This is a genomic window from Streptomyces sp. NPDC051452 (assembly GCF_044454765.1).
In the GTDB taxonomy this organism is placed as follows: Bacteria; Actinomycetota; Actinomycetes; order Streptomycetales; family Streptomycetaceae; genus Streptomyces.
Window position 1 is genome coordinate 672,904 of record NZ_JBITEB010000001.1, and the last position, 26,216, is coordinate 699,119.

Consider the following 26,216-nt stretch of genomic DNA (forward strand, 5'->3'; position numbering starts at 1 on the left):
CGGCACCGCCCGGGCCGACGGCAAGCCTAGGAGAGACCATGAACGACAGCACGTCCGCACCCGGCCGGCCGGCCGCGGACGACTCCCTGACCCGGCCCTTCGCGGGCGCCAGCCCCTACGACACCTACGTGCGCGCCTCCGTCCTCAACACGTTGCAGCATCCCCTCACCGAGGCCCCCGACGAGATGGGGTTCGTCGTCACCACACAGGTGATGGAGCTGTGGCTGACCCTGATCGTCCACGAGTGGCGCACGGCGAGTACGGCCTTCGCCAAGGACGACCTCGACGCCGCCATGGACGCCCTGACGCGCAGCCGACGCGCCCTGAGCGCCCTCAATGCCGCCTGGGCACCGCTTGCTTCGCTGACACCCGCCCAGTTCAACGGCTTCCGGGCCGCTTTCGGCCAGGCGTCAGGGTTCCAGTCCGCGATGTACCGGCACATGGAGTTCCTGCTCGGCGACAAGTCCGCCTCGATGCTGCGAATGCACGGCGGCGACACCGCCGTACACGAGGCGCTCAGCGAGACATACCGTGAACCGTCCCTGTACGACGAGGTGTTGGGATTCCTGCACCGCCAGGGTCTGCCGGTGCCCGACGAGGTCCGGGAGCGGGACGTGACCGACCCCTACCGCTCGGACCCCGGTGTCGTCGAGGTGTGGCGGCGGATCTACTCCGGACCGCAGCACCACCCGCTGCTCGCCCTCGGTGAACTGCTCACCGACGTAGCCGAACTCGTCCTGCGCTGGCGCTACGACCACGTCATGGTCGTACGCCGGGCCATGGGCGCGAAGAGCGGCAGCGCCGGCTCCACCGGCCTGGCCTGGCTCGAACAGCGCGCGACCCGCCCCGTCTTCCCCGAACTCTGGGAGGCGCGCGGTGGTGTCTAGGGTCATCTCCGCCTTCGCGGCGGAGGAAGAACGACGCGTGCTGAGTCTGAAGCCGGTGCTGGCCCCCGTGCACGGCCGCTACGGTGACCACCCCCACCAGGTCTACGACGCCTGGCCGGCCGCGGACCCCGGCGCCCCGCTGGTGATCCTGCTGCACGGCGGATACTGGCGCTACGACCGGATGCATCTGACCCCCTTCGCCGCCTACCTCGCCCGGCAGGGCCTCGATGTGCTGCTGCCCGGCTTCCGGCGGTCCGGCGGGGCCGGGGGCTACCCGCAGACGTTCGACGACGTCGCGCGGATCGTCGACACCCTGACCGGCGGCCGGCCGTACATCCTGGCGGGACACTGCTCCGGCGGCCATCTGGCCCTGTGGTGCGCGGCCCGCGGTCTGCTGCCGCCGGGGTCGCGCTGGCACACCCGCGCGCTGCCGACCGGCGTGCTGGCGCTGGCGCCGATCACGGACCTCGACGCCACCCGCCGCGACGACCTCAGCGACGGTGCCGCCCTGCAACTCCTCGGCGGTGACGAGGACCTGTTCGAGGAGCGGATGCGAGCGGTCGACCCGCTCACCCTGCTGCGCGGGGCGGGTACGACGGGCGTGCCGACCGTGTTGCTGCACGGTGCCGTCGACGAGGAGGTCCCCCTCACCCAGTTCGCCGACTATGCCGCCGTGCACGAGGACCTCAGGACCGTCGTGCTGCCCGGGACCGGTCACTACACGCTCATCGAGCCGGAGGCGCCCGGAGCCCGCGCGGTCGCCGACACCCTGTGGGAGATGTCTGCCGCCTTCGGCGCCCGCAGGCCCGACTCCACCACCGCGAAGGGCGGCCGGCCGTGACGACCGCATCCACCGCGCTCGACGAGCGGGCCGCACGCTCCGACGCGGACGACGAACTGGCGCCCCTCGCCGAGAGGTTCCTGCTCCCCGCCGACGTCGTCTACCTCGACGGCAACTCACTGGGCCCGCTGCCCGCCGCCGTGCCGGCGGCCCTGGCCGACGTCGTGACGCGGCAGTGGGGCACCGATCTGATCGGATCCTGGAACGCCAACGGCTGGTGGGAGGCGCCGCTTCGGGTGGGCGACGGTATCGGCCGCCTCATCGGGGCGGCGCCGGGCCGTACGGTGGCCGGGGACTCCACCAGCGTGCAGCTGTTCACCGCGCTCAGCGCCGCCACCGCGCTGCGCCCCGGCCGGCGGCTGCTGGTCACCGACCCCGGCCACTTCCCCACCGACCGGTACCTGGCCGAGGCCGTCGCCCGTCGCCAGGACCTCGAGGTGCGGCGGATCCCCCCGCCCGGTCTGGAGGAGTTCCTCGCCACGGAGGGTGAATGGGTCGTCGCCGTCAGCTACTCGCCGGTCGACTTCCGCACCGGCGAGCTGTACGACATGGCCGCGCTGACCGAGGCCACGCACCGCGCCGGCGCGCTCGCCGTGTGGGACCTCTGCCACGCGGCCGGCGCCATGCCCCTGCACCTCGACGCCCTCGACGTGGACTTCGCCGTCGGCTGCGGCTACAAGTTCCTCAACGGAGGACCCGGCGCCCCCGCCTACCTCTACGCCGCCGACCGCCACCACGCTCGTCTGGAAACCCCGTTGACCGGCTGGAACGGTCACGCGAACCCCTTCGGCATGGACCGGGAATACACGCCGGCGCCCGGCATCGCCCGCGCCCGCATCGGCACTCCGCCCATCCTGTCGCTGCTCGCCCTGGAAGCGGCACTCACCGCGTTCGACGGCGTCGACCTCGCCCGCGTCCGCGCCAAGAGCCTCTCGCTGACGGCCTTCTTCCTCGACTGCGCGAGCGAACTCCTCGCCCCTCTCGGCGTCGAGGCGGTCACCCCCTTCGACCCGGCACGCCGTGGCAGCCATGTCGCCCTGCGCCACCCGCACGCACACGGCCTGACCCGGGCACTGGCCCAGCGCGGCGTCATCATCGACATGCGCGCTCCGGACCTGCTCCGCTTCGGCGTGAACGCCCTCTACACCACCCACCGGGATCTGCTCACCGCCGCCCACCGCCTACGGGACATCCTGCGGGCCACCGCCTACGACCCCACACCACCCCCTACGGGCCCGGTCACCTGACTCCGCGGGCCGGTCCACCGGGTCCGTCTCGGCGCCGACGACGGTGAGGTCACAGGTCGAGGATCACTTCCCCGGCGGGCTCGCTGCAGCAGACGAGGGCGGTCCCGGGCTCGGGGAGTTCGAGGGGTGGGGTGGTGTAGGTGACGTCGCCGGAGAGCAGGGCGGTGACGCAGGTGTGACAGACCCCGGTGCGGCACGACCACCGGGTGGGGATGTCGCAGGCCTCGGCGAGTTCGAGGAGCGAGCCCCGCGCGGTCGACCAGGGGGTGGTGACGCCGCTGCGGACGAAGGTGACCAGGGGACCGGTGTCCGGCGGGCCGGGGGGCGGGTGCGGCCGGACGGCGGCGGTGGCTGTCACGCCGGGGTTGACGGCGGACAGGGAGCTGAACTGTTCCGTGTGGATCCGCTCGGCGGGCAGGCCGTGTTCGCGCAGGTGGCCGGCGATGTCGTCCATGAAGGCGGTCGGTCCGCAGAGGTAGGCGTCGGCGTCGGTGGGAAGGCCCAGCGCGGCGAGAGACGCGGCGGTCGGCCGGCCCCGGGTGGGCCGGCGCTCGCCGGATGCCGGGCCGGCGTCGGCGGCCGTGTAGTAGATGTGCTCGTGGGCGTCGGGGAGCCGGTCCAGGAGCGCGTGGGCCTCGTCCGCGAAGATGTGCCGGGCGCGGTCGCGGGCGACGTGGATCCACCAGACGGGGCGCGGGTCCCGGGCGGCGGCGAGCTGGTGCAGCATGGCGAGTACGGGTGTGGCGCCGATCCCCGCCGAGACGAGGACCACCGGACGCGTGCTCTCCTCCAGCACGAACGTGCCGCGGGGACTGGCGACCTCCACGAGATCCCCGGGATGGAGCCTGCCGTGGATGAAGCCGCTGACCCTCCCGTGGGCCTCGTGCTTGACGCTGATCCGGTAGCCGGATCCGGGCGCCGACGACAGTGAGTAGCTGCGCACCGCGGGGGCGCTGTCGCCGACGGCGAGGCGCAGGGTGAGGTACTGGCCGGCCCGGGCCACGGGCAGGGGCGTGCCGTCGGTGCTGTCGAAGTAGAGGGAGGAGACGGTGGGGGTCTCCCGCACGATGCGGGACAGGCGCATCCGCTTGAAGCCCGGCCATCCCGCCGCCGTCGCGGAGCCTGTCGGGCCGGCGCGTTCCCCTGGCGACCCCACGTCCCGACGGTCCGGCCGCTCGGCGGCGAGTTCGCGGAAGGACTGCTGCCATCCGGGGCTGAGGGCCGGCACGGCGAGGGCCTTGCGCAGCTTGGCCGGGTCGCGGTCGGGGAGGTAGAGCAGGGCGTCGGTGTCGGCGACGCTGAGCGCCTCGGGGCCTCTTCGGGTGAGGGTGATCTCGTCGCCGGCCCGGACCCGCCCCTCGGTGATCACCCGTAGGTAGAAGCCCGTACGGTGGTGGGCGACCAGCAGGGAGGCCATCGCGGGTTCCCCGAGCCGCATGCCGACGCGGTAACAGGTGACCCGTGGCTGCGTGACCTCGAACTCTGCCTCGCCGATGCGGTAGCGGTCCCCGATGCACACCTCGTCGTCCGGCAGCCCGTCGACGGTGAAGTTCTCCCCGAACATCCCGAAGCTCAGGTCGTCGCGACCGAGGTGCTCTCGCCAGTACAGGTAGGACTGCGCCTGGTAGACGAGGACGGCGCGTATCTCGCCGCCGTGCCCGGCGAGGTCTCCCTGCCCGTCTCCCTCGACGTTCAGCCGTCGCACCAGCCGGGGGCCGTCCACCGGGGACTTCCAGGCTCCGGTGTGGACGGTCCGCCCCTGCCAGGAGACGTCCTTGGGCGGTCCGACGTTGACGGAGAGCAGCGTCGCCATCGCGGTCCTCCTACCGGTGGCCGACCGGGGGACAGCCCCCCGTGGCGCCCTGTGTCCCGCACCTGTCCCGATGCTAGTTCCTGTCCCGGGGCCGTCGCGATCGCGTGAGACCGGACGCGTGAGCGCAGGCCGTTTCGTACCGCCCGTACCCGCCGGCGGGGCCAGCGTGTCACACGGCGTCGACGCCGCCTCGGGGGGCATCCTGTGGGGACTTGCGATCGTGGGGCAGCCGGAGAAGGGTCCAGTCATGCGGGTGTCGCCTGAGGGCGTTACGGTCGTAGCTCTCCTGGCGGATCCGGACGCGCCCACGGAGATCGCCAAGCGCATGGCCCGGATACTTCCCGACCGCCTCGCCGACAAGTGGGGCCAGGGGCGACGATTCGACGTACAGGTGTTCAGCGAGCCCTTCACCGCGAGGACCGAGGACCCCGCCACCCTGATGCGCCGGATCAAGGACCGCGCCAGAGCAGAGGACTGGGACATCGTGGTGGCCCTCACCGACCTTCCCCTGCATTCGCACGGGCACAAGCTCGTCGTGGATCTGAGCCGCGAACACGGCCTGGCGCTGCTGGCTCTTCCTTCGCTGGGGGGCTTGCGTCTGCAGACGAGGGCCCGGCGGGCGGTGGAGGAGGCCGTGCTCGGCCTGGCGGGTCCGCGGGACTCCGGGGCCGAGGGCTCCGCGGAGAACCAGCCGCTCCTGGGGCCCTTCGTCAGCCGTTTCGCGCCTATCCACCCGAGCCCGGTCGGTGAGGAGGAGTTCGTAGACCTCCGGTACGTCGTCAGCGGGCCGCGCGGCTACCTGAGGGTGCTCGCCGGCATGGTCCGCGCCAACCGGCCGTGGCGCCTGGTGCCGGGTCTGTCGAAAGCCCTGGCGGCGGCACTCGCCACGGGGGCGGTCGCCACCGTCAACTCCACCATCTGGACCCTGGCCGAGTCCCTGAGCGTGCCACGCCTCGTGATCGCCACGGTCGGATCGGTCGGGCTCATGATCGGCTGGCTGATCGTGGACGCGCAGCTCTGGCATCGATCGGCGGAGGCCTCGCGGGAGGCGCGGCTGACGACGCGGCTCTACAACGCCTCGACGGTCGTGACCGTGGGTATCGGGGTGCTCGTCTGCTACGTCGGTCTGCTGGTCATCAACCTGGTGTGGGCGCTGTTCATCCTCAACGACCGAGTGTTCGCCGCCATGACACGAAGTCCGCTGCAACCCTCGGAATACTGGACGTTGTCATGGTTCGTCGCCTCGGTCGCCACGGTGGGTGGCGCGCTGGGATCGGGCCTGGAGAGTGACGAGGCGATCCGGGCGGCCGCCTATGCCAAGCGCGAACAGGAACGTCGCCGCATGCTCCAGGATGACGACGGTGAAGGGCCGGGGACCTGAGTCCCGGACTCGTCGCCGGCCGGTGGTCGTCCGGGTCCGAAAATTCCGACGGCCGATCCGTGCCCGGTCGTTTCGCGCCGGGAGCCGACGGGGACCCGGTCGGCACGTCACCGGAGCGCCGGGAATCTCCGCCGGGCGGCCCGGCGGCGGCACCACCGTTCCGCCCAAACCGGGAGAGCGGCCCACTCAGGCATGCCGGAGCCAGGGACCCCGTACCAACCCCGGGAGTCAGGCCTTCTTCGCGCCGTCTCCAGCACCGCCGGCTCGCGGTCATGCCGGGGCATCAAAGGAAGACATCATGAAGGCAGCGGTATACGAAGGTCCGCGAACGGTCGAGGTGAAGGACGTACCGGACGCGAAGATCGAACACCCCTGCGACATCATCGTCAAGATCACGACCACCAACATCTGCGGTTCGGACCTGCACATGTACGAGGGCCGCACCTCGTTCGAGTCCGGCCGCACCCTGGGACACGAGAACATGGGCCAGGTGGTCGAGGTCGGTTCGGCCGTGCGCAAGGTCCAGGTCGGCGAGTACGTGGTCCTGCCCTTCAACATCGCCTGCGGCTTCTGCAAGCAGTGCGAGCGGGGTCTGACCAACTACTGTCTGACCATGCAGCCGGAGCCGGCCCTCGCCGGAGCCGCCTACGGATTCGCCGACATGGGCCCCTACCAGGGCGGCCAGGCGGAACTGCTGCGTGTGCCCTACGGCGACTTCAACGCGCTGCGTCTGGGTGAGGACGCCGCCGAGCGGCAGACCGACTATGTGATGCTCGCCGACATCTTCCCCACCGGCTATCACGCCACCGAGATGGCCCACGTCAAGCCGGGCGACCAGACGATCGTCTTCGGGGCCGGTCCCGTCGGACAGATGGCGGCCTACTCCGCCCTCCTCAAGGGTGCCGGGCGCGTCTGGGTGGCCGACCACCACCCCGACCGGCTGCGCAAGGCGGAGGAGATCGGGGCCATCCCGATCAACACCGCCGACCAGAAGCCGGCGGAGGTCGTCAAGGAGGCCACCCTCGGCCTGGGCGCCGACAACGGCTGTGAGTGCGTCGGCTACCAGGCACACGACCCCCAGGGACACGAGGACGCCAGCCTCACGCTCAACGGACTGATCGACACGGTCAGGTTCACGGGCGACATCGGCGTGGTGGGCGTGTTCCTCCCCGAGGACCCCGGCGGCGCCGAGGCCCAGGGGGATCTGGAGGCGCACGGCAAGGTCCCGATCGACTTCGGCATGATGTGGTTCAAGGGCCAGCACATGGGCACCGGGCAGGCGCCGGTCAAGAGGTACAACCGGGCGCTGCGCGACCTGATCGCCGGGGGGAAGGCGAAGCCGAGCTACATCGTCTCCCACGAACTCGGCCTGGACGAGGCCCCCACCGCCTACGAGCATTTCGACGCCCGCGACGACGGCTGGACCAAGGTGGTCCTGCATCCGAACGGTCATGGAAACGGCCACAAGCGGTAAGCGATCCGACGACCACCCGTCTCCCGGGGCCGCCCCGGGGGACGAGTGGCCACCATGGCCCTTCAGGAGGCGCGCAGAAAGGTGTCCCAGCCGCCCTCCGGCCTCTCACCGACCCGCAAGGAGCGCAGCCTCGCGAGGACGTCCGGGTCCTGCGCGTCGAGCCAGTCGACGAACTGCCGGAAGGACACCAGGCGTACGTCCCGCCGGCCCGCGAACTGCCGGAGGGCCTCCTCGGTCGCGTCCATGTAGATGCCGCCGTTCCACTCCTCGAAGTGGTTGCCGATGAACAGCGGTGCGCGGTTGGACTCGTAGGCCCGGTCGAACCCGGCGAGGTACGCCTGTGTCGCCTGGGCACGCCAGTAGCCGTAGTTGTACGAGGGCGCCCTGGTGGAGTTCCTCGACTGGTTCGCCAGGATGTTGTAGTCCATGGAGAGCACCTCGAAGTCGTGCCCGGGGAAGGGGATACTCTGCAGGGGCAGGTCCCATACGCCCCGCAGTCTCCTCGGCCAGCGCTGCACCCCGCCGGGGGACGAGGCGTCGTAGCGCCAGCCCAGTTCGCGGGCGGCCGGGAGCAGGTTCTCCTGGCCGAGCAGACAGGGGGTACGGCCGCCGACCAGCTCTCTGTCGTAGTCGAAGGGCAGCGGCGGCTCGTGGTGCCAACCGGTGTTCGTGCGCCAGGACTTGACGAAGGTACGGGCCTGTTCGATCTCCGAGCGCCACTGGGCCGGGGTCCAGTCGGCCACCGATCCCGGGCCGTCGCAGAAGTGGCCGTTGAAGTGTGTGCCGATCTCGTGGCCGTCGAGCCAGGCCTGGCGCACGTACGTGAGCGTGTCCTTGAGGTGCGCGTCGGTCAGATAGCCGATCTCGGACGCGCCGACGGGGTTGTTCGGGGGCCGGTACAGCCGCTTCTTCGCCTCCGGCAGCAGATAGAGCCCGGACAGGAAGAACGTCATGTGCGCGTCGTGCGCGCGGGCCAGTTCCAGGAAACGCGCGAACAGGCCGGTGCCGACCTCGCCGGCACCGTCCCAGGAGAACACCACGAACTGCGGCGGTGTCTCGCCGGGTTCCAGGGCCGTGGGCGGCTCCGGCTGGCGCGGCTGCCGTCCGGTGTACGCCGTCGAGCCGTCACCGATCGGCCGCGCCACCCCGCCGGGGCCGCCGGCGCCGCCCGGGGAGCCGTCCTGTCCCCCGCATCTGTTGAACGCGAGGGCGGCCGCGCCGAGCCCGACGCCGAGGCCCAGACGTCCCATGCCACGCCGGCTGATCTCCTGCATCGCCATCCCGACCCGCGCCCTGCCGGGACACGCTGTGCACCCCGAGCGGCGGCCTCCCTGCCGCGAACCATAGAGCGGATAAGCGTACAAACCGACCTATTTGCCACGGCGTGGCGGGCGGAAAGGTCATGTCGCCTGTCGTTGCTCCTCGGCCGGGACCGGCAGGACGACGATGCGTTGCACCGCGCGGCTGAGGACCAGTACGCCCACGGTGATCAGCAGCGCCCCGCATATCTCCGGCACCAGCCACCACCCGGTGCGGACGCGTTCGCCGAACAGGGTGATGCCCAGGGTCAGGCTCACGACGGCGTCACCGATGGTCAGTGCGGGCTGCGCCGCGGCCAGGGGGCCCGCCTGCAGCGCGTTCTCCAGCAGGAGCACCGAGACGACTCCGGCGAGCGCGAAGCCGTACGTCTGCCAGGACCGCAGGAACGCGGTGAAGCCGTGGTCGGCGAAGGTGCCGCTGGCCGACTTCAGCAGCGCGGCGGTCAGCGCGTTGCCCGTCGCGGAGGCGGCCGCCAGCAACGCGGCACGCCGGGCCGGTGCCTGCCCCCGCCGGGCCAGCAGCACCGCCACGGCCATGGCGCCGACACTCAGGCACAGGGCCGGGATCCACCTGGCGAGGGGGGCCTGGTCGGACGCGCCGTGCGGGGCGGCCGCGATGAGCAGCACGGCGAGCCCCGCCACACAGCCCCCGACCCCCCACCAGCCGGAGCGGGGCAGCCGCCGGTGCATCAGCGGGGCGGCGACGAGCAGCGCGAAGGGCAGCTCCAGGATGAACAGCGGCTGGACCAGTGCGAGCGGACCGTTGACCAGGGCCAGGCTCTGGAACAGCGCGGCGCAGATCACGCCGGCCATGCCGATGACCCAGTAGGGCCGGTGCACCAGCTCCGCGATCAACCGGATCCCACCGCGGCTGCTGGCGGAGGCCGCCTTGCGCTGGAACGCGGTGCCCACGGCATTGCTCGCGGCTCCCGCGACGGCGAACACCGCGGCCAGTTCGATCACGACCGTCTCCTGCCTGCGGGCAGACCTCCCGGCGGGAGGTCCGGGCCCCTTCAGCCTACGAAAGGCGGCGCCCGCGCGCCGGGTGTGGTGGGGAGTGCGGGGATCATCGGCGCCCGGACGTGCTGTGGGGCCGGATCCGGGGTATCCGCCCGACGAGGCCGTTCGGGTGAGGGACCTGGAGGAATGCATGGCGCAGGCGGTCCGAGAGATCATGACGTGCAACCCGGTCGCGGTGGCGCCGCAGACCCCGGTCTGCGAGGTCGCGGCGCGGATGCGCGACGAGGACATCGGGGCGGTGCTGGTGTGCGCCGGGGACCGGCTGCGCGGGCTGGTCACCGATCGGGACCTGACCGTGCGCATCCTCGCCCAGGGCGGGGATGTCACCGGGCGGACGGTGGCCGAGGCGTGCAGCGGCCAGCTGGTCACCGTGGCCCCGGACGACGACGTCGACCGCGCCCTGCAGCTGATGCGGGGCAAGGCGCTGCGCCGGCTGCCGGTCGTCGAGGACGGACGCGTGGTCGGGATCGTCGCCCTGGGCGACGTGGCCCAGGAGTACGACCCCGAATCCACGCTCGGGCGGATCAGCGCGGCCGGCCCCACCCGGTGAGACCCGGGCGGGTCCGGCGGCCGGGGTGGATCAGGAGACGGCCAGGTCGTCCGCGTACACGGCCCCCTGCCCGTACCAGCCGTGGACGTACACGGAGACCGTGCCGGAGGCGCCCGTGGTGAACGGCACCGTCAGCTTCGACCACGAGGCGTTCGGGGTCCAGGCGCTCGCGGTCGCGCCGCCGCTGACGCCGAGGTAGGCGTACGGGCCCTGCACCCAGCCGCTCAGGGTGTACGCGGTGTTGGGCTTCAGGGTGAGGGTCTGGGCGCACTGGCCGGTCCCCGAGGCCGACGGGGTGGTCTTCAGCGCGTGGCTGCCGCCATGCACCGGCGAGGCGACGACCGCCGCGCCGTTGTCGCAGGTCCACGGGGTGAGCGAGCCGGTCTCGAAGTCACCGTTGGCCAGCGTGGCGGTTCCGCCCGAGCCGCCCACGGTGAGGTTGAACGTGGAGCTGTGCCTGGTCGAACCCGCCGTGCCGGTGACGGTCAGGGGGTAGGTGCCCGGTGCCGTGGAGGCCGCGGTCTTCACCGTCAGGGTGGCGGTGCCGCCCGCCGTGACCGAGCCCGGGTTCAGGGCGGCGGACACCCCGCTCGGCGCGCCGCTCACCGCGAGGGCGACGGTCTGGGCACTGCCCGAGGTCACCGACGTCTTCACGGTCGCCGTGGCCGAGCCACCGGGATCGACCGAGGCGGTGGCGGGGGAGAGGGAGACGGAGAAGTCGTTGGCCGGGGGTGTCGTCGTACCCCCGGTGAAGGGCGCGAAGGTGTGTGTGAAGTACCAGGTGTCCTGGGCGATGCCGGAGCAGGTGTCGGAGGCTCCGGAGCCGGGGCAGCCGCCGTTGTCGCGCTGGAGCGCCCAGAAGGACAGCGTGTTGATGCCCTTGGCGACCGCCCAGTCGTACACGGCCGTGGCGTCGGCGGTGGTGAAGGTCTCCGCCGGACCGTAGTCGTCCACGCCGGGCATCTCGGTGACGCCGACCATGCTCCACAGCTGAGTGTCCGACAGGTTCGGGTACAGCTGGGCCAGTTGGTCGTGCAGTCCGCTCGCGGCCGTCTGGGTGTCGGTGGCCATGTGGTGGGTGGCGCCGTCGTAGTAGTCGAACGTCATGAGGTTGACGACGTCGACCTTGGCGCCCGCGCTCTTGGCGCTGCGCAGCACCGCGAGTCCGCTGTCGGCGAGCCCCGTCGTCGTGGTCGGCAGGGTGTACGAGAACTGTACCGAGCGCCCGTTGGCGGCGGCCCAGTCCTGCACCTTCTTGATGGCCTGGTTGCGGCGGTTGACGCCCGCGGTGTCGGTGAGGGAGTTGTCCTCCACGTCCATGTCGAGCCGTGAGACGTCGTAGGTGGTGATGATCTTCTCGTAGGCGGCGGCGATGGAGTCCACGTTCGTGCAGCTGTCGGCGATCTCGGTGCCGCCGTTGTCGGCGGCGTACCCGCCGAGGGAGGGGATCACGTCACCGCCGCGGGAGCGGATGGTGGTGAAGTCGGCGCCGAAGACCGAGCTGTCCACCGGGGTGCTCGTGTCGCCGTTCCAGTACGGGGTGCACGAGCCCTTCTTCTCGGCCTGCAGGAAGGCCATCGTCAGGTACTTGGCGCCGGAGGCCTGGGCGAGCGTGGCGGGACTGTCGCCGTTGTAGGCCTCGAAGTAGGGCGCGAAGACGTGCGCGGGGAGCGGGGTCGCGGCGTGTGCGGTGCCTCCGAACCCCAGGGCGAGCTCCGCGGACGCGGCCAGGGTGGCCACGCCGGTGAGCAGGGCGCGTACGGATCTCGGACGTGTCATCGGGTACTCCCGGATAGCGAACGACAGGCGAGAGAGCGGGGGTTGTCGCGCTGTGCAGCCCGGCCGGGGCTATTGGTCTAGGCCATGATTGGTCTGGACCATATCCGGGTCAAGGGGCGGAGGCCGCCCTTTGCATGTTCATGGGAAAGTAGGCGCGTCAACCGCTCGCGCAGAGCGTGTGGTTGACGGCGCGTCACGACATGGTCGACGTCGCGGCGCCCCGGCCCGGTCAGGGGGCCGGCGGCCGGCGTCGACCGTTGGTCAGGGGGTCACGTGGTGGCGCGTCCGGTCGTGCGCAGGGTGGTGTCCGCCGTGCGCACGCGCCACTCCTCCAGGACGTCCTGCTGGCGGCCGGCCCGGTCGAGAAGCGAGTCGAGCCGCGCGGCGTCGAGGCGGGCGTCGGTCGAGGCGAGCCGGCGCAGGACGGTCCATCCGGCCGCCTTGCCCGCCACCCCCAGCCGGAGCGCCTCCAGTTCCAGCACGGTGCTGAGCGGGGAGCGCCGCACGATACGGCCGTTGCTCTTGAGCCGGGCCACCTTCTCGACCGTCCAGCCGGCCCACACCTTGGAGCGGCGCACCGGAACGTCCAGGTCCCGCATGATGCCCAGCAGCGCGCCGCGGTCCTCGCGGATCTCGGCGGCGACGGGACCGAGGGCCCGGCGCAGCGCCGGATCGCGGGTGGCACGCGCCAGACGGCAGGCCCTCCGCGTGCCCGCGGTGGCGCCGGCGAGGTGGTCGTTGAGGTAGATGCCGAGCAGCCTCGTGTCCGTCATGACGGGCCTCCCGTGAAAATGTGCCGCGGGCGCCCGGCGGCCTCGCGCCACGCGGGGCGGACCCACCGTCGTCGTGACGCGTACCAGACCGGGTGTGCGGGGGGTCGAGCCGAAACCGAAACGTACGGCGGGCTCGACCGGGGTGAGGGAGCCGAGGTCGCGGCCCTCGTGGACGGCGCCCGCCGCGATGACCCGGTGCACGTCGCGCGCGCCGTACCACTCGCGTCGACCGCCGCCGGCGCTGCCCCGGGTGCGCACGCCGAGCAGCAGACGGGCGACGGGGTCGGTCACCACCGTCCAGCCGGGCCGCGCGGCCAGTGCCCCGGGTACCGCGCCGAGCAGGAGACCCGGCACGCTCCGGCGGCCGACCGTGAAGCGCAGGTCGAGCAGCGAACCGGCGGTGACCGTCCAGCGGTCACCGGTGACGCGGACCCCTACCGGCACCACCCGTACCTCGTCGAAGGCGTAGGTGCCGGCGATGAAGTCCGCTGTCTGCCGGGTGGGAGCCAGCAGCAGACGGTGGCCGTCCTCCCGCTCCAGCATCACGTCGCTGAACGGGCCGAAGGGCGAGCGCGGCCAGTGGCCGAGGACCACCCGGGTACCGGACGTGGTACCGAACCCGGCGATCCAGCCGTCGAAGCGCGCCCGGGCGGGGTCCGGTCCGCCCAGGCGTGACGGCGGCGCTACGCGCTGTTCCGTTCGGTACGGGACCACGCGCACCGACTCCCCAGCGGGGGCGCACCGAAACGCGGCACGCCCCGCATGGCGTAGCGGCCCGGGCGGCTCAGCCGCCCCAGACCGACCAGGAAGTCACCCCGTGGGCGGACGCCAGGACGGCGAACACGACCAGGTCGGCGATGCCCAGCCCCAATCCGAGCAGCGCGCGGAACCGACGTGGTGTGTCGCGGCGCAGGGCGATGACGGCCAGCACGATGGCCATGGGGCCGAGGACCAGGTTCAGGACGAGCAGTCCGACGAGTCCGAGGACGAAGGAGGCCACCGCCATGCCTTCGGTGTCCCGTCGGCCCGTCCGGGCGGAGGGTGGCGCGGTCAGCCGCATCGTCAGGCCCTCCTCGTCCGGTCGCGGCGGCGCCGCTCGCGTCCGGCGAAGACGACGAGCCAGGCGACGATGACAGCACCGACCACCAGCGTGACGGGCCAGGGAAGATAGGCTGCCGAGCCCAGGATGATGCCCAGCAGGAGCAGAGCGACGACCAGGAAGAGCACGCCTACCTCCTCGGTCCGACGGCGACGGCTGTGGCGATGGTGACGGCGATGGACGGCGGCCCGCCGTCCTGTCCGTGCGGCGGTTCAGGCGACCGCTTCCTCAACGCGTTCATGACATCGCCGGTTACCCGCGGGCGCGCTTCTCACGCGCCCGGGGGCTCCACCGGCCGCCTTCGCTCCGTCCGGCGGTCCCTCAGGTGGCGCGCGTTCCGCCACCCCGTCGGATACGGCCCAGCAGATCCCGGTGGTAGGCCGCGAGTTGGCCCTCCGGTACCGGGGCGGGGCCGCCGGACAGGGTGTACCAGGTGTCGTCGCCGGACCGCTGGATGGCGACCCGCACACTGTGGCCGTCGGACTGGAGGATGGTGGCGACGATCAGATCGCCGGTGATGACGCCGACCTCGTCGGTCAGCGCGCCACCGGGACCCGCCGTGACACGGTCGACGTAATTGTTGATGCTGGGTGGGTTGTTCATGGGGCGCAGGTTTCCATCAACCCGTCCGGCACGCCCCGCACCGCGCAGGTGACGTGCGTGTGTGTCGCCGTATCGGGTGTGCGGCCGGGACGTCGGCGGCCCCTCACCCGAACAGCGGGAAACGCTCCGCCGCCGCGCCGAGGGCAGCGCGCTCGGCCTCGGTGAGCGCGGCCCGCCCGGTGCCCACGCGCGCGTAGTGCGTGTCGCTCCACTGCGGTGGGGCGGGCGTGCCGAGCAGCCCGTCCAGGGTCGCGCGCAGCGCCGTCAGTCCCTCGGGCGAGGGCCCGGGGGCGAGCGGCAGCGCGACGGTCAGATCGAGATGGTGGACGGTGGCCTCCACCGCGAGGGTGGTGATCAGGTCACCGGCGGTCAGCACATGCCCCTGCGTGGCCACCCGGCGCGCGGGGTCGGCCGCGTGCGCCGCGCGCACGGCCGCCGCCGTCGTCTCCAGATACAGCTCCCGCAGCTGGCCGAAGTCGAGGAACATGCTGGCGCTGACCCGCGCCCAGCGCCGGCCGTTCGCCGCGCCGCTGGTGTCGGGCCGCCAGTCTCGCCAGTACGTCACCGCGTCCCGGTCCACGGGCCGGTCGGCGGGCGTGTGCAGGGCCACCAGGCCGCGCTGGGCGTCCATGAGGCAGTGGAAGACGAGATCGCGGATCGCCCAGCCGGTGCATCCCGTCGGCAGCCACGACTCCTCGTCGCCCAGGTCGCGGACGACCGCCGAGGCGGCCTCGTAGGCGGCGCGCAGCGTGCTCGCCGGACGCGCCGCGTCGGTCGCGGTCACGCGCTCCGAGGTCGGGTGTCCCGAGGTCGCATCTCCTGAGGTCACGCGCCGCGTGGTCATGCGTCCCCCGCCCTTCTGTCTCCGGCTGTCCCGCCGTCCCGCCCGCTGGTCCTCGTGTCCTTGCCGGGCATCGTAGACAGTCACCGACGTCGGACGACACCGCACCGCGGCCCGGTTTCCGCCCGTGCTGCGGAAACCGGGACCGGCATGGCCTCAGGCGGCGAGTCGCTTGGCCTGTGCGGCGGCCTCCTCGAAGGCGCGGTCGCGGGAGGCCTCGTACAGCGGGACCAGTTCGGTCATCGCCGGGTTGTGCGGGGCCATGGTCAACTCCGGGACGATGAAGTCCACCTTCATGCCGAGCATGTCGCCGAAGACGGCCGAGAGGTAGTTCTGCACGTACTCGTACGGCTCTCGCGGGGTGCCCGGCCCGTAGGAACCGCCCCGGCTGGCGACGACGGTCAGCGGGGTGCCCTTGGCGGACGGGGCGTCGCCGGCGGTACGGCCCATGAGGATCACGTTGTCCATCCAGGCCTTGAGGGTCGAGGGGATCGAGAAGTTGTGCATGGGGGCGCCGATCAGCACCGCGTCGGCCTGCTCCAGCTCCTCGATCAGCCGGATGCGCTCGGCGAAGGCGGCCGCCTGCTCGGGCGTGTGGGAGGCGGGGTCGGCGAAGCCCGCGGTGTGCGCGGCCGCGGTGATGTGCGGGACGGGCCGTTCCGCGAGGTCGTGGTGGACGACCGTCCCGTGCGGGTGCTGCTCCTGCCAGTGCGAACGGAAGGCCGCTGCCACGGCGCGCGAGGCGGACGCCTCGGCCGGGAACACGGAGGAATCGATGTGCAGCAAGGTGGCCATGGGTGTCTCCAGGAGAACGGAAGAGGGCAGCCCCACGCCGATACGGACGGCTTGGGGTGCTGAAGTTTCGTACTCGACTATGTCTAGCATAGGGACTTACTTTTTTTCACCCCCCTACCTCAAGGTAGTACCCTGATCACATGGCGGCGGAGCGGAATCACGACAGTGCGGCGTGCAAACGGGTGGACGACGGCATCACCCGCGTCTTCCAGCTGCTCGGAAAGCGCTGGAGCGGCCCGATCGTGGCCGTCCTGGTGGAGCAGCCGGCGCACTTCGCCGACCTGCGACGGGCCGTCCCCGGAATCAGTGAGCGCATGCTGTCCGACCGGCTCGCGGAGCTCGGCGCCGCCGGGCTCGTCCTGCGCGAGGTCGACGAGGGCCCTCCGCTGCGGGTCGCCTACCGGCTCACCGCGGCCGGTGCCGCGTTGGAGCCCGCGCTCAAGGAACTGGCCGAGTGGGCGAAGCTCCACCTGCCCGACGCCGGCCCCTGCACCGGTGCCCCGCCCTGGACGGACCGGGAACGACCCGCCGACGCGAAGGCCTAGCGGCGCACGGCCCCCTCCTCACCACGGCCGTCCCCACCGCCCCCCGCGGCCGTCCGGCCCACGAACGAGGAGTGTCCGGGCCACACCTTCGACGCCACCGGCATCCCGCCCAAGCCGGCCGAACCCGGCTCCACCGAGGCCGAGTCAGCGAAAAGCAGGACTACCGGACCGGGCCGGCCGGGCGGTGGGGGACGACCGCGCCGTCTCAGTCGACCGGCCAGGTGTGTACCGGGGCGTTGAGGTGCATGTAGTCGATGTACAGCTGCGTCATCCGCCGCAGCGCCTCGTGCCGGCCGGCGCGCGTGCGGGCGTCGATGTGGTGGAACATCTCCTTTTGCCACACCGCCCCGTTGCGTGCCGTCACACACCGCTGCTCGATGATCCCGAGCAGCGGCTCCCGCCACGCGTCGTCCATGCCGGAGTGCTCCAGACCGCGGTGCGCGAGTGGCAGCAGCCGCCGCAGCACCAGCTCCGGCACCGGTACCTCGCCCATCCCGGGCCAGTACAGCAACGCCTCGATGCCGTTGCGGGCGGCGGTGTGCAGATTGTCCTCGGCGGCGGCGAAGGACATCCGCGACCACACCGGCCGGTCCTCCTCCACCAGGGCGCGCGTGAGCCCGTAGTAGAAGGCGCCGTTGGCGAGGGTGTCGGCGACGGTCGGCCCCGCGGGCAGCACCCGGTTCTCCACCCGGATGTGCGGCAGGTCGTGGGAGACGGCGTAGACCGGCCGGTTCCAGCGGTAGATGGTCCCGTTGTGCAGGGTGAGTTCACCCAGCTCGGGGACGTCACCGCGGTCCAGTGTCTGCCCCGGGTCCTGCTCGTCGCACAGCGGGAGGAGGGCCGGGAAGTAGCGCAGATTCTCCTCGAACAGGTCGAAGACACTGTTGATCCAGCGCTCCCCGAACCACACCCGGGGCCGCACCCCCTGCACCTTGATCTCCTCCGGACGCGTGTCGGTCGCCTGCTCGAACAGCGGGATGCGGGTCTCGTGCCACAGCTCCTTGCCGAACAGGAACGGTGAGTTCGCCGCCAGCGCCACCTGCACCCCGGCGATCGCCTGCGCCGCGTTCCAGTACGCCGGGAACTCCTCCGGCGACACTTGTAGATGGAACTGCGTGCTGGTGCACGCGGCCTCCGGTGTGATCGTGTCGGCGTAGGTGCGCAGCCGGTCGACGCCGTCCACCTCGAGGCGCAGGTCCTCGCCCCGGGCCGCGAAGACCTGGTCGTTGAGCAGCCGGTAGCGGGGGTTCTCCGACAGCGCTCCCTCGCCGATGTCGTCCTGTCGCAGCGTGGGCAGGATGCCGATCGTGATCAACCGGGCGCCGACCGACCGGGCCCGCTCGTCGGCGTGGTTGAGCGCGGCCCGGATCTCCCCCTCCCAGGCGTCCGGGCCGCCGGCCGTCAGCCGCCGGGGCGGGACGTTGATCTCCAGGTTGAACCGGCCCAGCTCGGTGGACCAGGCGGGGTCGGAGATCGCCTCCAGGACCTCGTTGTTGCGCATCGCAGGCTCGGCGTCCTCGTCGACCAGATTCAGCTCGATCTCCAGGCCGACCTGCGGACGCTCGGACTCGAACCGTGCCTCGCGCAGCATCTGCGCCAACGCGTCCAGGCACTCCTGCATCTTGATCCGGTAGCGGCGGCGGTCCTCGCGGGTGAAGACGAGCGCCGGGACATCACGCCCCATCGGCCCTCCAGGAATCGCCTCGTCGGACACCTTTCCACCCAGCGTCGCACCATCGCCCGGACGGCACCAAGCGGAGACCACACCCGCGCGACGGCCCCCGCGCCGCCCCATGACGCCGCCGGACGTCGCCGGCCGGGGGCATCGCTTGGGGCGCCCGGCGGGATACGGAACGATCGTCCGGGGGTATGGGGCAGGATGGGCGCATGACCATGTCCCAGGGCGCCCGCCGGCCCACGATCGCCGACGTCGCCGAGGCGGCGTCGGTGTCGCGCACCACGGTGTCCCACGCCCTCAACGGCATCGGCAAGGTCGACCCCCGCACCCGCGAGCGCGTCAAGCGGATCGCCGCCGAGCTGGGGTACCGCCCCAACCTGCGCGCCCAACGTCTGCGCCGCGGCCAGGCCAGGGCCATCGCGCTCGCCTCCTCGATGCCGTTCGCCGTGGCCGGCGGCCCCTCACGGCTCGGCTTCTACATGGAGGTGGCCGCCGCGGCCGCCGAGCGCGCCCTCGTCCACGACTACGCCCTGGTGCTGATCCCGCCCGTGCAGTCCGGCTCCGCCCTGTACTCCGTCGACATCGACGGCGCGATCGTCGTCGAACCGTCGGCGGACGACGCGGCGGTGGCCCAACTGCGCGAGCGCGGGCTGCCATACGTCACCCTCGGCCGGCCCACCGCCCCCGACGACGACGCCCCCTACGTCGACCTGCACGGCGGCACGGTCGTCGAGCTGCTGCTCGATCATCTGCGCGCCCAGGGCGCCCGGCGGCCCGCGCTCGTCGTCGGCGCCGGCACCCGCCACTCGACTCTCGACGCCCGCGCGGCCTACGAGCGGGCGGCCGCCGCCCACGGCTGGCCGCCGATCGTCGCCGGCGCCCCGGAGGACGGCGGCGAGCAGGCGGGCCACGACTGCTGCGCCGCGCTGCTCGCCGAGCACCCCGACATCGACGCGCTGTGCGTACTCGTCGACGCCTTCGCCGTCGGGGCCGTACGGGCGCTGCGGCAGGCGGGACGCCGCATCCCCGACGACGTCATGGTCGTCACCCGGTACGACGGCCTGCGCGCCCGGACCTGCGAACCGCCGCTCACCGCGGTCGACCTGCGCCTGGAGCGGGCCGCGGCGGACGCGGTGGAGCTGCTGCTCGCCCGTCTCGGCAGGCGACCGGACGCCGACGCAGGGCTGTTGTCGGGCCTGACGGGTGAAGTTCCGCCGTCCGCGCCCCGGTTGGTGCCCCGCGCCTCGTCCCTGCGGCTGCCGCCGGAGAGGCCGACCGTCCACCACGAGGCCCCTGGTTCGGACGCGCCGGGCAGCAGTCACCGACCGGCTGACGGCGCTCACGGTCACCGGTAGGGGCGGGCGAGGGTGTCCGTCGAGTGGTGCCCGCCGCGTGGGGGCCCGCCGGTGCGCCGCGCGGGACCTCCGGTGGCGCTTGAGCCTCAGCTCCCCGCCATCAGCACCACCCCCGAGACCAGGGCGAAGACGAGGACGAAGGCGCGCATCCTCCCCGCCTCGACGCGCTGGTGCACCAGACGACTCAGCCAGGCGCCGCCGGCGAGCGCCGGCAGCAGCAACACGGCCCAGCCCATGTCCGCCGGCCGCCCCCGCCCGGCACCGAACAGCAGGCACAGGGAGGCGACTTCGCCCACGAGGAAGCACACGGCGACCGTGGCCCGCAACTCGCCGGCGGGCCGGTGCTGGTAGACGAGCGCGAGGGGTGGCCCGCCCACGCCGGTCGCCGTCTCGGTCAGCCCGGTGACGACCCCCGCGCCGACGTAGGCGCCGGGGCCGGGCGTGAAGGAGGGCATGACGAGACTGACGATGGCCGCAAGTACCGTCGCCGCGCCGACCACGGCCCCGAGGTCGCCCTCGGGGATCGCCCACAGCAGGACCAGCCCCGCGGGCGTCGCGGCCAGCCGCGCGGCGGTGATCCACCGCGCGCCGCGCAGGTCCAGGCTGTGCCGTTCGCGCCAGGCGACGTACAGGTTCAGCGGGATCATCGCGGTCAGCACGAACACCGGCAGCAGCCCCGGGTCCAGCAGGCCCGCGACCGGGGCCACGATCAGTGCGAACCCGAGGCCGCTGACGCCCTGCACGAACGCGGCCGCCGCCACCGTCACCGCCAGTACCGCGAGCGTGCCGCCGCTCATCGCCGACAGCCTTCCCGGTCGGCCGGCACCAAGGGCGTGGCGGGCGCGGGGAACGGACGGGGCGTGCCGTCCTGTTGCACCGGGGTGGCCGTGGCCGTGGCCGCCGCCGAGTGACGCGCGGCCGTGTGCCGTCGGCCTGTGGCCCGGTCCCTCGCCGACACCGACGTCGGATGGGCGCGGGTCACCTCGGCCCGCCGGACCACCAGCGGGCCCAACTCGGCGGCTCGGCGCACGAGGGCCGGTCCGTCCCAGTCGGGCGGCCACCCCTGCCACAGCCGCAGCCGGCCCGCGACGAACACGGCGGCGAGCTGGTCCCGGTTGCCGCGCCGGACCAGCTCCCAGGGCAGGTCCCAGGAAGGCTGCATCTCCGGGCCGCTGATGTCCACGAGCAGGAAGTCCGCCGCGGCACCCGCCGTCACGCGGCCCGCGAGCCGGCCGAGCCCCGCCGCGTCGGCGCCGCCGGCGGTGGCACGCTCCAGCCAGGTCCAGCCGGCTCCGCACGACGAGTCGCCGCTGCCCAGACCGTAGGCGAGTCGCTGCGCGAACTCCGCCGCGTCCGCGAGCCGGAAGCCGTCCCCGCGCGTGCCGTCCGTGCCCAGCCCGAACCGGATGCCGCGCTCGGCGAAGGTGGTCGCCGGGGCGACCGCGTTGCCCTTCCACGCGCTGGCGACCGGGTTGTAGCTCACCGCCGTACCGCTCTCGGCGAGGAGCGTGACCTCGGCAGGAGTGAGCAGCGTCGCATGCGCAGCCAGCAACTGTGGTCCCAGCGCGCCCACTTGGTGGAGGTATTCCAGGGGGCGCAGTCCGTGCCGGACGAGGGACCGTTCGACCGCGACGAGGTGTTCGTTCACATGGATCTGTACGACGGCTCCCGCCTCGGCGGCCAGTCGTGCCGTGGCGGCAAGGGTCCGCGCGGTGGCCGCCTCCGGGACGGACACGGCCAGCGACGGATGCACCAGGACGTCGCCGTCGTAGCGTGCCAGATGCCTCTCGGCGGCGGCGAGCACGGTGTCCGGGTCGGCGTCCGCTCCCGTCCCGTCCGAGGCGTCGTTGCAGACGAGTCCCAGGACGCAGCGAATGCCGGCGTCGCGCGTGGCCGAGGCCAGCACGTCCATGTCCACGGCGGCCCGGGTACCGGACTCGGCGACGGCCGTGAAACCGCCCCGCAGGGACTCCAGCGCGGCCAGTTTCGCGGCGACGTACGCCGACTCCTCGTCCAGCGCCCGCTCCAGCGGCACCCACACCCGGCGGAAGATCTCCGAGGGCTCCCCGAACGCGAGGGAGCCACCGAAACTCTGCGTCAGATGGTGGTGGGTGTCCACGAACCCCGGCATGAGCACATGTCCCGGCAGCCGCACGGGTGCCGGCGAGGGATGGGCGCGGACGATCCGCTCGACCGGGCCGACGTCGAGGAAGACGCCGTCGCGCACCACCACCGCCTGCCGCTCCAGAGGGCCGTCGGGGGTCAGCGTCACTTCGGGAACCAGCAACAGCACGTCGTCGCGGAGCCGGTCGGGGGTCGGATCGGTCATGGTTCTCCCTTGATCGCGCAAGAGCGGTGGGCGTGGTGGCGGGGCGTGGTGGCGGGAACGGCGGACGGCTCGGTCACGCGTGGGCGGTCGGGTTCGGTGCCTTCGCCGTGCGTCGCCCGGGGCCCGCCTGCCGGTGGCCCAGGTGGTGGAAGAGGATGTTGAGGACGGCGGCGACGAACGCGCCCACGGCGACCCCGCTTTCCAGCAGGATGCGGACACCGGACGGGAAGCGGGCGTACACGCCGGGGACCATGATCGGCAGCAGCCCCAGGGCGAGCGCGACCGCGCAGGTCAGCAGGGTGGTGTGGTCCTCCAGTCGCGCCCGGCTCAGCATCTGCACACCCAATACGGTGATCACCGCGAAGACGACCATCGCGGCACCCCCGACCACGGCCGGAGGCATCACGCTCAGCGCCCGTGCGACGGGTGTGAGGAAGCCCAGGGCGACGAGGACGACGCCCGCGGCGGCCGTGACATACCGGCTGCGCACGCCGGTGACCCGGACGATGCCGATGTTCTCCCCGCTGGTGACCATCAGCGGCAGGCCGAAGCAGCCGCCGATCAGTGAGGTCAGGGCGTCGCCGCGCACGGTACGGGGCACGGCCGACCGGACGTCGATGTCCTTGCCGACCGCCTCCGCGTTGATGACGGTCTGCCCGGTCGCCTCCGCCATCGACGCCACGCTGTACAGCATCAACGGCAGCGCCGCGAGCAGGTCGAAGACGGGTGCGCCGAACGGCAACGGCTGCGGCATACCAAGTAGTTGACCGGCAAGCGCCGCGTCCGGGTGGACCTGCCCGAGAGCGAGGGCGAGGAGCGTGCCGGCGACCAGGCCGAGCAGCACGGCGAGTTGGCGTAGTACCCCGCGCAACAGCCTGGTGAAGAGGACGATCAGTCCGATCGTGGCGAAGGCCAGCCCCAGCCGGCCCGGTTCCGCGAATCCGGGCGCCCCGGGCTGCCCGGTGACCAGCAGTGCGCCCACCTTCACGAGGTTGACCCCGACGATCACGATCATCGTGCCGATGACGAGGGGAGGGAAGAACCTGAGCAGCCGCCCGAACAGCGGCAGCACCAGGAAGGTGAAGGCGGCGGTGAGGAGCACCGCCCCGGTCGCCGTGCGCAGTCCGTGCTGCTGGGCGATGGACATGAACAGGACCAGGGGTGCGCCGCCGGGCAGCATCACGAACGGCAGGCGCGGCCCGAACTTCCAGGGTCCCAGGGACTGTATGAGGGACCCGATCCCGGACATCAGCAGGGCCGCCGACAACAGGTCGACGGTGATCCCCGGGCTCAGCCGCAGGGTGGCGCTCATCAGGAAGATCGCCGATATCGGCGTGGCCGCCATGACGAGGACGTGCTGGACGCCGAAGAGAACGATGCGTGCGAGGGGACGCGACTCGTCGACCGGATGGACGGGAGGGAGGGCGGTGCCGGGAGGCAGGTGGCCGTGAGCGGTGGGGGCGGGCGCGGGGGCAGAGGCAGGGGGTGGGGGAGTGGGACCGACGGCGGGACTTTCGGGACTGGACACGCGCGGGCTCCGTTCGGCTCGCTCGGCTCAGGCCTCGACGATCCGGCCGGGACGGCGGCCAAATCGATGTGGCCAAATCGATTTGGCCGTCAGTATGAGGGGAGGAAAGGGGGGCGGGTCAAGGGTTCGGTGTCTTCGGTTCGACCGGCCGAGTGCGGTCAGGCCGTCTTGCGGACCACTCCTCCGTAGAAGCCGATCCGCGCCGACCGGGGCGGCGGTGTGGTGTCCGGATGCACAACGGGACCTGGGCCAGGCCCGGTTCGACCAGGAAGAGGCCGTCGAAGAAGCTCTCGACCCTCGGTGCGGGAGCGGAGGTTCAGGGAGGGCGTGGCCTTGTCGTAAACGGCCTGCGCGGCACTGCGGTCGGCGAAGCCGCCCGTGGCATGCGACAGCACCAGGAAGCTGCCGGCGTGCAGCGCGGCCCGCAAAGTGGCGACCACCTCGGCGGGCCGCTAGGCGTCCGGGAGGAAGTGGAGGACGGCCACGAGGAGCAGCGCGACCGGCCGGTCGGAGTCGATGATCCGGCGGACGTCGGGGTGGCTCAGGACGGAGCGCGGATCTCGCAGGTCGCCGAGGGTGATGCTGGTCGTACCAAGTGGCTGAGCAGCGCGATACCGTGCGCGGCCACGATCGGATCGTTGTCGACGCAGGCGACGCGTATGTCGGGCGCCGCCTCCTGGGCGACCTCGTGTACGTGCGGCGAGGTGGGCAGCCCGGTGCCGGTGTCCAGGATCTGCCGGACGCCGTGGCCGACGACATGGCGGAAGGCCCGGTGCACGAAGGCCCGGTTGGCGCGCACTCCTGCCGGGCGTGGTGACGCAGACGCTCGGCAGCGCCGGCGGCCGGGGCAGCCCGGCCGCCCGAGCCGCACCTCCGGCGCCGCGGCGGCCGGCTCGGCCGCGCGCTGGTCCACCTCGTAGTCTCGTAGTTGTCCTTGCCGCCCAGGAGATAGTCGTGGATCCGCGCCGGGTGCGGCCTGGTGGTGTCGATGCCCAGGGCCTGGACGCCGTCCTGTGTCACGCCGCGCTGCTCTCGGCAGCCGTCACGGCCGCGGTCCGGTGCACGACCGGCCAAAGCTGGCCATGCCAACGGGGTCGGCTGTCACGGTAGTTGAGGTGGAGTGGCCGCGGCCGACGGCCGGGACGCCGGGCGGGTGAGCCGCCAAGTCCGTAAGGCACCCTCGCTTCCGCGTCCTCGCCGCTCGCCACCCTCCTCGGCCTCCCTGTCCGCTCCCCGTCACCCGGACGGCCCGCCCCGGGTGGACCGGTGGCCGCCGGCGGCGGAAGGTCGGAGACGAGACCGGTGCGCGCCGCCCGTTCGCCGGTCTCGACGCATGCGCCCCCCTCACACCCGCTGACCTGATCGCCTGATCAGCCGAACTCCGCGACGACCTCGACCGTCCCCCGACGGGGCTCGAAGTCGTCGCCCCAGACCGGCCCGCCGTCTGGTCGCCGACGATCCGGCGGCGGGCCGACCCGCCGGGGCGGGGAACGTCATCCAGTGCGCTCGGACGATTCCCCGCCCCGCCCTCCTGCCGCCCCGCCCCCGCCCACACGAAGGCTTGCCCCTGGAAACCGATCGGTTTACGGTGAGAGGAAACCGATCGGTTTCCCTCTGGAGATGGCATGACTTCGATCAAAAACTCCGTCGTTCTGGTCACCGGCGGCAGTCGCGGCCTGGGCAAGGCGCTGGTGGAGGAGCTGTACGAGCGCGGCGCCGCCAAGGTGTACGCGTCGGCCCGCGATCCGCGCACCGTGACCCACCCGGACGCTGTCCCGCTCGCCCTGGAGGTCACCGACCCCGCATCCGTCGAGGCCGCAGCGGCACAGGCGCGGGACGTCACCGTCCTCGTCAACAACGCCGGCATCTCGCTCGGGGCGTCCTCCTTCCTCGACGCCCCGGTCGAAGACGTGCGCCGGGAGTTCGAGACCAATTTCTTCGGGCCGCTGCTGGTCACCCGTGCCTTCGTGCCGCACATCGAGCGCAACGGAGGCGGACATCTCCTCAACGTCCACTCCGTGCTGTCCTGGCTCGCCGTCGCCGGCTCCTACAGCGCCACCAAGGCGGCTCTGTGGTCGCAGACCAACACCCTGCGCCTGGAGCTGCGACCGCGCGGCATCGGGGTCACGGGACTGCACGTCGGCTACATCGACACCGACATGGCGTCGCGCGTCGACGCACCCAAGTCCGCACCGCGCGACGTGGCCGCCCTCGCCCTGGACGGCATCGAAGCCGACGCCCACGAGGTGCTGGCGGACGACATCTCCCGCAGCGTGAGGAGCGGGCTCTCGGGAGACCTCACGGCGCTGTACCCGCAACTGGAGGACACCGCGGGCTAGGTCTGTCCGTAGGGACACGG

Annotated in this window: 23 protein-coding genes and 3 pseudogenes; 9 read left to right on the forward strand and 17 right to left on the reverse strand. The window is 72.4% G+C overall.

The annotated features are described in order from the left end of the window. The first annotated feature begins 38 nt into the window (after nt 1-38). From ACIBA9_RS02745 to ACIBA9_RS02755, 3 genes are read left to right on the forward strand one after another with little or no spacing between them, the layout of a single operon-like run. Entirely contained in the window at nt 39-887 is an 849-nt protein-coding gene (locus ACIBA9_RS02745) for a tryptophan 2,3-dioxygenase (RefSeq protein WP_399359526.1), read from the forward strand. Beyond that, nucleotides 877-1,728 carry an alpha/beta hydrolase gene (locus ACIBA9_RS02750; RefSeq protein WP_399359527.1) on the forward strand — a complete coding sequence of 284 codons (852 nt, stop codon included), beginning with the start codon at nt 877-879 and terminating at the stop codon, nt 1,726-1,728. The genes ACIBA9_RS02745 and ACIBA9_RS02750 overlap by 11 nt, the downstream gene beginning before the upstream one ends. Then, a complete protein-coding gene (locus ACIBA9_RS02755; RefSeq protein WP_399359528.1) occupies nt 1,725-2,975 on the forward strand; it encodes a kynureninase in 1,251 nt (416 codons plus the stop codon). Before ACIBA9_RS02750 ends, ACIBA9_RS02755 begins: the two co-directional genes overlap by 4 nt. Nucleotides 2,976-3,024: 49 nt before the next feature. On the opposite strand, the gene ACIBA9_RS02760 is transcribed toward ACIBA9_RS02755, so the two are convergent. Further along, nucleotides 3,025-4,788: an MOSC domain-containing protein gene (locus ACIBA9_RS02760; RefSeq protein WP_399359529.1), complete on the reverse strand. Its 1,764-nt coding sequence runs from the start codon at nt 4,786-4,788 to the stop codon at nt 3,025-3,027. Between the two features lie 247 nt (nt 4,789-5,035). On the opposite strand from ACIBA9_RS02760, the gene ACIBA9_RS02765 reads away from it, so the two are divergent. Both ACIBA9_RS02765 and ACIBA9_RS02770 read left to right on the forward strand, forming a co-directional pair. Next, the gene (locus ACIBA9_RS02765; RefSeq protein WP_399359530.1) at nt 5,036-6,169 is read left to right on the forward strand and encodes a hypothetical protein; all 1,134 of its coding nucleotides are present in this window, start codon (nt 5,036-5,038) and stop codon (nt 6,167-6,169) included. A gap of 298 nt (nt 6,170-6,467) precedes the next feature. Continuing rightward, entirely contained in the window at nt 6,468-7,643 is a 1,176-nt protein-coding gene (locus ACIBA9_RS02770; RefSeq protein ID WP_399359531.1) for a glutathione-independent formaldehyde dehydrogenase, read from the forward strand. Between the two features lie 62 nt (nt 7,644-7,705). On the opposite strand, the gene ACIBA9_RS02775 is transcribed toward ACIBA9_RS02770, so the two are convergent. Beyond that, nucleotides 7,706-8,917 (reverse strand): hypothetical protein, encoded by a 1,212-nt coding sequence (locus ACIBA9_RS02775; protein ID WP_399359532.1) that lies wholly within the window; start codon nt 8,915-8,917, stop codon nt 7,706-7,708. A gap of 126 nt (nt 8,918-9,043) precedes the next feature. Continuing rightward, nucleotides 9,044-9,925 carry a DMT family transporter gene (locus tag ACIBA9_RS02780; protein ID WP_399359533.1) on the reverse strand — a complete coding sequence of 294 codons (882 nt, stop codon included), beginning with the start codon at nt 9,923-9,925 and terminating at the stop codon, nt 9,044-9,046. Between the two features lie 187 nt (nt 9,926-10,112). Between ACIBA9_RS02780 and ACIBA9_RS02785 the strand changes: the two genes are divergently transcribed. Then, nucleotides 10,113-10,532: a CBS domain-containing protein gene (locus ACIBA9_RS02785; RefSeq protein ID WP_399359534.1), complete on the forward strand. Its 420-nt coding sequence runs from the start codon at nt 10,113-10,115 to the stop codon at nt 10,530-10,532. A 30-nt stretch (nt 10,533-10,562) separates the two neighbouring features. On the opposite strand, the gene ACIBA9_RS02790 is transcribed toward ACIBA9_RS02785, so the two are convergent. The 8 genes and pseudogenes from ACIBA9_RS02790 to ACIBA9_RS02825 form a co-directional block, all read right to left on the reverse strand. Then, nucleotides 10,563-12,311 carry a carbohydrate binding domain-containing protein gene (locus ACIBA9_RS02790; RefSeq protein ID WP_399359535.1) on the reverse strand — a complete coding sequence of 583 codons (1,749 nt, stop codon included), beginning with the start codon at nt 12,309-12,311 and terminating at the stop codon, nt 10,563-10,565. 269 nt (nt 12,312-12,580) lie between these two features. Continuing rightward, entirely contained in the window at nt 12,581-13,084 is a 504-nt protein-coding gene (locus ACIBA9_RS02795; protein WP_399360002.1) for a hypothetical protein, read from the reverse strand. 54 nt (nt 13,085-13,138) lie between these two features. After that, nucleotides 13,139-13,753 (reverse strand): annotated as a pseudogene (locus ACIBA9_RS02800) (hypothetical protein); the annotation flags it as partial. A 115-nt stretch (nt 13,754-13,868) separates the two neighbouring features. Then, nucleotides 13,869-14,144: a DUF4190 domain-containing protein gene (locus tag ACIBA9_RS02805; RefSeq protein ID WP_393902082.1), complete on the reverse strand. Its 276-nt coding sequence runs from the start codon at nt 14,142-14,144 to the stop codon at nt 13,869-13,871. A 2-nt stretch (nt 14,145-14,146) separates the two neighbouring features. Beyond that, nucleotides 14,147-14,311, reverse strand: coding sequence for a hypothetical protein (locus tag ACIBA9_RS02810; protein ID WP_362152641.1), 165 nt, complete (start codon nt 14,309-14,311; stop codon nt 14,147-14,149). A gap of 193 nt (nt 14,312-14,504) precedes the next feature. Then, nucleotides 14,505-14,786 carry a hypothetical protein gene (locus ACIBA9_RS02815; protein WP_399359536.1) on the reverse strand — a complete coding sequence of 94 codons (282 nt, stop codon included), beginning with the start codon at nt 14,784-14,786 and terminating at the stop codon, nt 14,505-14,507. 103 nt (nt 14,787-14,889) lie between these two features. Next, nucleotides 14,890-15,570 (reverse strand): maleylpyruvate isomerase N-terminal domain-containing protein, encoded by a 681-nt coding sequence (locus ACIBA9_RS02820; RefSeq protein ID WP_399359537.1) that lies wholly within the window; start codon nt 15,568-15,570, stop codon nt 14,890-14,892. 213 nt (nt 15,571-15,783) lie between these two features. Next, the gene (locus tag ACIBA9_RS02825) at nt 15,784-16,422 is read right to left on the reverse strand and encodes an FMN-dependent NADH-azoreductase (RefSeq protein WP_399359538.1); all 639 of its coding nucleotides are present in this window, start codon (nt 16,420-16,422) and stop codon (nt 15,784-15,786) included. A gap of 140 nt (nt 16,423-16,562) precedes the next feature. Between ACIBA9_RS02825 and ACIBA9_RS02830 the strand changes: the two genes are divergently transcribed. After that, nucleotides 16,563-16,967, forward strand: a complete 405-nt coding sequence (locus ACIBA9_RS02830) for a helix-turn-helix domain-containing protein (RefSeq protein WP_362152651.1) — start codon at nt 16,563-16,565, stop codon at nt 16,965-16,967. 205 nt (nt 16,968-17,172) lie between these two features. Here the strand turns inward: ACIBA9_RS02830 and ACIBA9_RS02835 are convergent, their stop codons facing one another. Then, complete coding sequence (locus ACIBA9_RS02835; RefSeq protein ID WP_399359539.1) at nt 17,173-18,651, reverse strand: glutamate-cysteine ligase family protein; 1,479 nt, start codon at nt 18,649-18,651, stop codon at nt 17,173-17,175. Nucleotides 18,652-18,854: 203 nt separating this feature from the next. Here ACIBA9_RS02835 and ACIBA9_RS02840 point away from each other — a divergent pair, with 203 nt between their 5' ends. Then, nucleotides 18,855-20,000, forward strand: coding sequence for a LacI family DNA-binding transcriptional regulator (locus tag ACIBA9_RS02840; protein ID WP_399359540.1), 1,146 nt, complete (start codon nt 18,855-18,857; stop codon nt 19,998-20,000). 86 nt (nt 20,001-20,086) lie between these two features. On the opposite strand, the gene ACIBA9_RS02845 is transcribed toward ACIBA9_RS02840, so the two are convergent. The 5 genes and pseudogenes from ACIBA9_RS02845 to ACIBA9_RS02865 form a co-directional block, all read right to left on the reverse strand. Beyond that, nucleotides 20,087-20,797: a sulfite exporter TauE/SafE family protein gene (locus tag ACIBA9_RS02845; protein ID WP_399359541.1), complete on the reverse strand. Its 711-nt coding sequence runs from the start codon at nt 20,795-20,797 to the stop codon at nt 20,087-20,089. After that, entirely contained in the window at nt 20,794-22,329 is a 1,536-nt protein-coding gene (locus ACIBA9_RS02850) for an amidohydrolase family protein (protein WP_399359542.1), read from the reverse strand. The genes ACIBA9_RS02845 and ACIBA9_RS02850 overlap by 4 nt, the downstream gene beginning before the upstream one ends. A 73-nt stretch (nt 22,330-22,402) precedes the next feature. Further along, nucleotides 22,403-23,857, reverse strand: coding sequence for a uracil-xanthine permease family protein (locus ACIBA9_RS02855; RefSeq protein ID WP_399359543.1), 1,455 nt, complete (start codon nt 23,855-23,857; stop codon nt 22,403-22,405). Between the two features lie 158 nt (nt 23,858-24,015). Continuing rightward, nucleotides 24,016-24,770, reverse strand: a pseudogene (locus ACIBA9_RS02860) (SAM-dependent methyltransferase). 35 nt (nt 24,771-24,805) lie between these two features. Then, nucleotides 24,806-24,877 (reverse strand): annotated as a pseudogene (locus tag ACIBA9_RS02865) (hypothetical protein); the annotation flags it as partial. A 605-nt stretch (nt 24,878-25,482) separates the two neighbouring features. Here ACIBA9_RS02865 and ACIBA9_RS02870 point away from each other — a divergent pair. Further along, nucleotides 25,483-26,196: an SDR family oxidoreductase gene (locus ACIBA9_RS02870; protein WP_399359544.1), complete on the forward strand. Its 714-nt coding sequence runs from the start codon at nt 25,483-25,485 to the stop codon at nt 26,194-26,196. The last annotated feature ends 20 nt before the right edge of the window (nt 26,197-26,216 follow it).

What these genes read in the sequence shown, in the direction of transcription:
- ACIBA9_RS02830 (WP_362152651.1), top strand. Translation starts at nt 16,563, where the DNA reads ATGGCGGCGGAGCGGAATCACGACAGTGCGGCGTGCAAACGGGTGGAC.
- ACIBA9_RS02795 (WP_399360002.1), bottom strand. Translation starts at nt 13,084, where the DNA reads ATGACGGACACGAGGCTGCTCGGCATCTACCTCAACGACCACCTCGCC.
- ACIBA9_RS02790 (WP_399359535.1), bottom strand. Translation starts at nt 12,311, where the DNA reads ATGACACGTCCGAGATCCGTACGCGCCCTGCTCACCGGCGTGGCCACC.
- ACIBA9_RS02805 (WP_393902082.1), bottom strand. Translation starts at nt 14,144, where the DNA reads ATGCGGCTGACCGCGCCACCCTCCGCCCGGACGGGCCGACGGGACACC.
- ACIBA9_RS02775 (WP_399359532.1), bottom strand. Translation starts at nt 8,917, where the DNA reads ATGCAGGAGATCAGCCGGCGTGGCATGGGACGTCTGGGCCTCGGCGTC.
- ACIBA9_RS02765 (WP_399359530.1), top strand. Translation starts at nt 5,036, where the DNA reads ATGCGGGTGTCGCCTGAGGGCGTTACGGTCGTAGCTCTCCTGGCGGAT.
- ACIBA9_RS02845 (WP_399359541.1), bottom strand. Translation starts at nt 20,797, where the DNA reads ATGAGCGGCGGCACGCTCGCGGTACTGGCGGTGACGGTGGCGGCGGCC.
- ACIBA9_RS02785 (WP_399359534.1), top strand. Translation starts at nt 10,113, where the DNA reads ATGGCGCAGGCGGTCCGAGAGATCATGACGTGCAACCCGGTCGCGGTG.
- ACIBA9_RS02835 (WP_399359539.1), bottom strand. Translation starts at nt 18,651, where the DNA reads ATGGGGCGTGATGTCCCGGCGCTCGTCTTCACCCGCGAGGACCGCCGC.
- ACIBA9_RS02870 (WP_399359544.1), top strand. Translation starts at nt 25,483, where the DNA reads ATGACTTCGATCAAAAACTCCGTCGTTCTGGTCACCGGCGGCAGTCGC.
- ACIBA9_RS02815 (WP_399359536.1), bottom strand. Translation starts at nt 14,786, where the DNA reads ATGAACAACCCACCCAGCATCAACAATTACGTCGACCGTGTCACGGCG.
- ACIBA9_RS02840 (WP_399359540.1), top strand. Translation starts at nt 18,855, where the DNA reads ATGACCATGTCCCAGGGCGCCCGCCGGCCCACGATCGCCGACGTCGCC.
- ACIBA9_RS02850 (WP_399359542.1), bottom strand. Translation starts at nt 22,329, where the DNA reads ATGACCGATCCGACCCCCGACCGGCTCCGCGACGACGTGCTGTTGCTG.
- ACIBA9_RS02825 (WP_399359538.1), bottom strand. Translation starts at nt 16,422, where the DNA reads ATGGCCACCTTGCTGCACATCGATTCCTCCGTGTTCCCGGCCGAGGCG.
- ACIBA9_RS02760 (WP_399359529.1), bottom strand. Translation starts at nt 4,788, where the DNA reads ATGGCGACGCTGCTCTCCGTCAACGTCGGACCGCCCAAGGACGTCTCC.
- ACIBA9_RS02770 (WP_399359531.1), top strand. Translation starts at nt 6,468, where the DNA reads ATGAAGGCAGCGGTATACGAAGGTCCGCGAACGGTCGAGGTGAAGGAC.
- ACIBA9_RS02745 (WP_399359526.1), top strand. Translation starts at nt 39, where the DNA reads ATGAACGACAGCACGTCCGCACCCGGCCGGCCGGCCGCGGACGACTCC.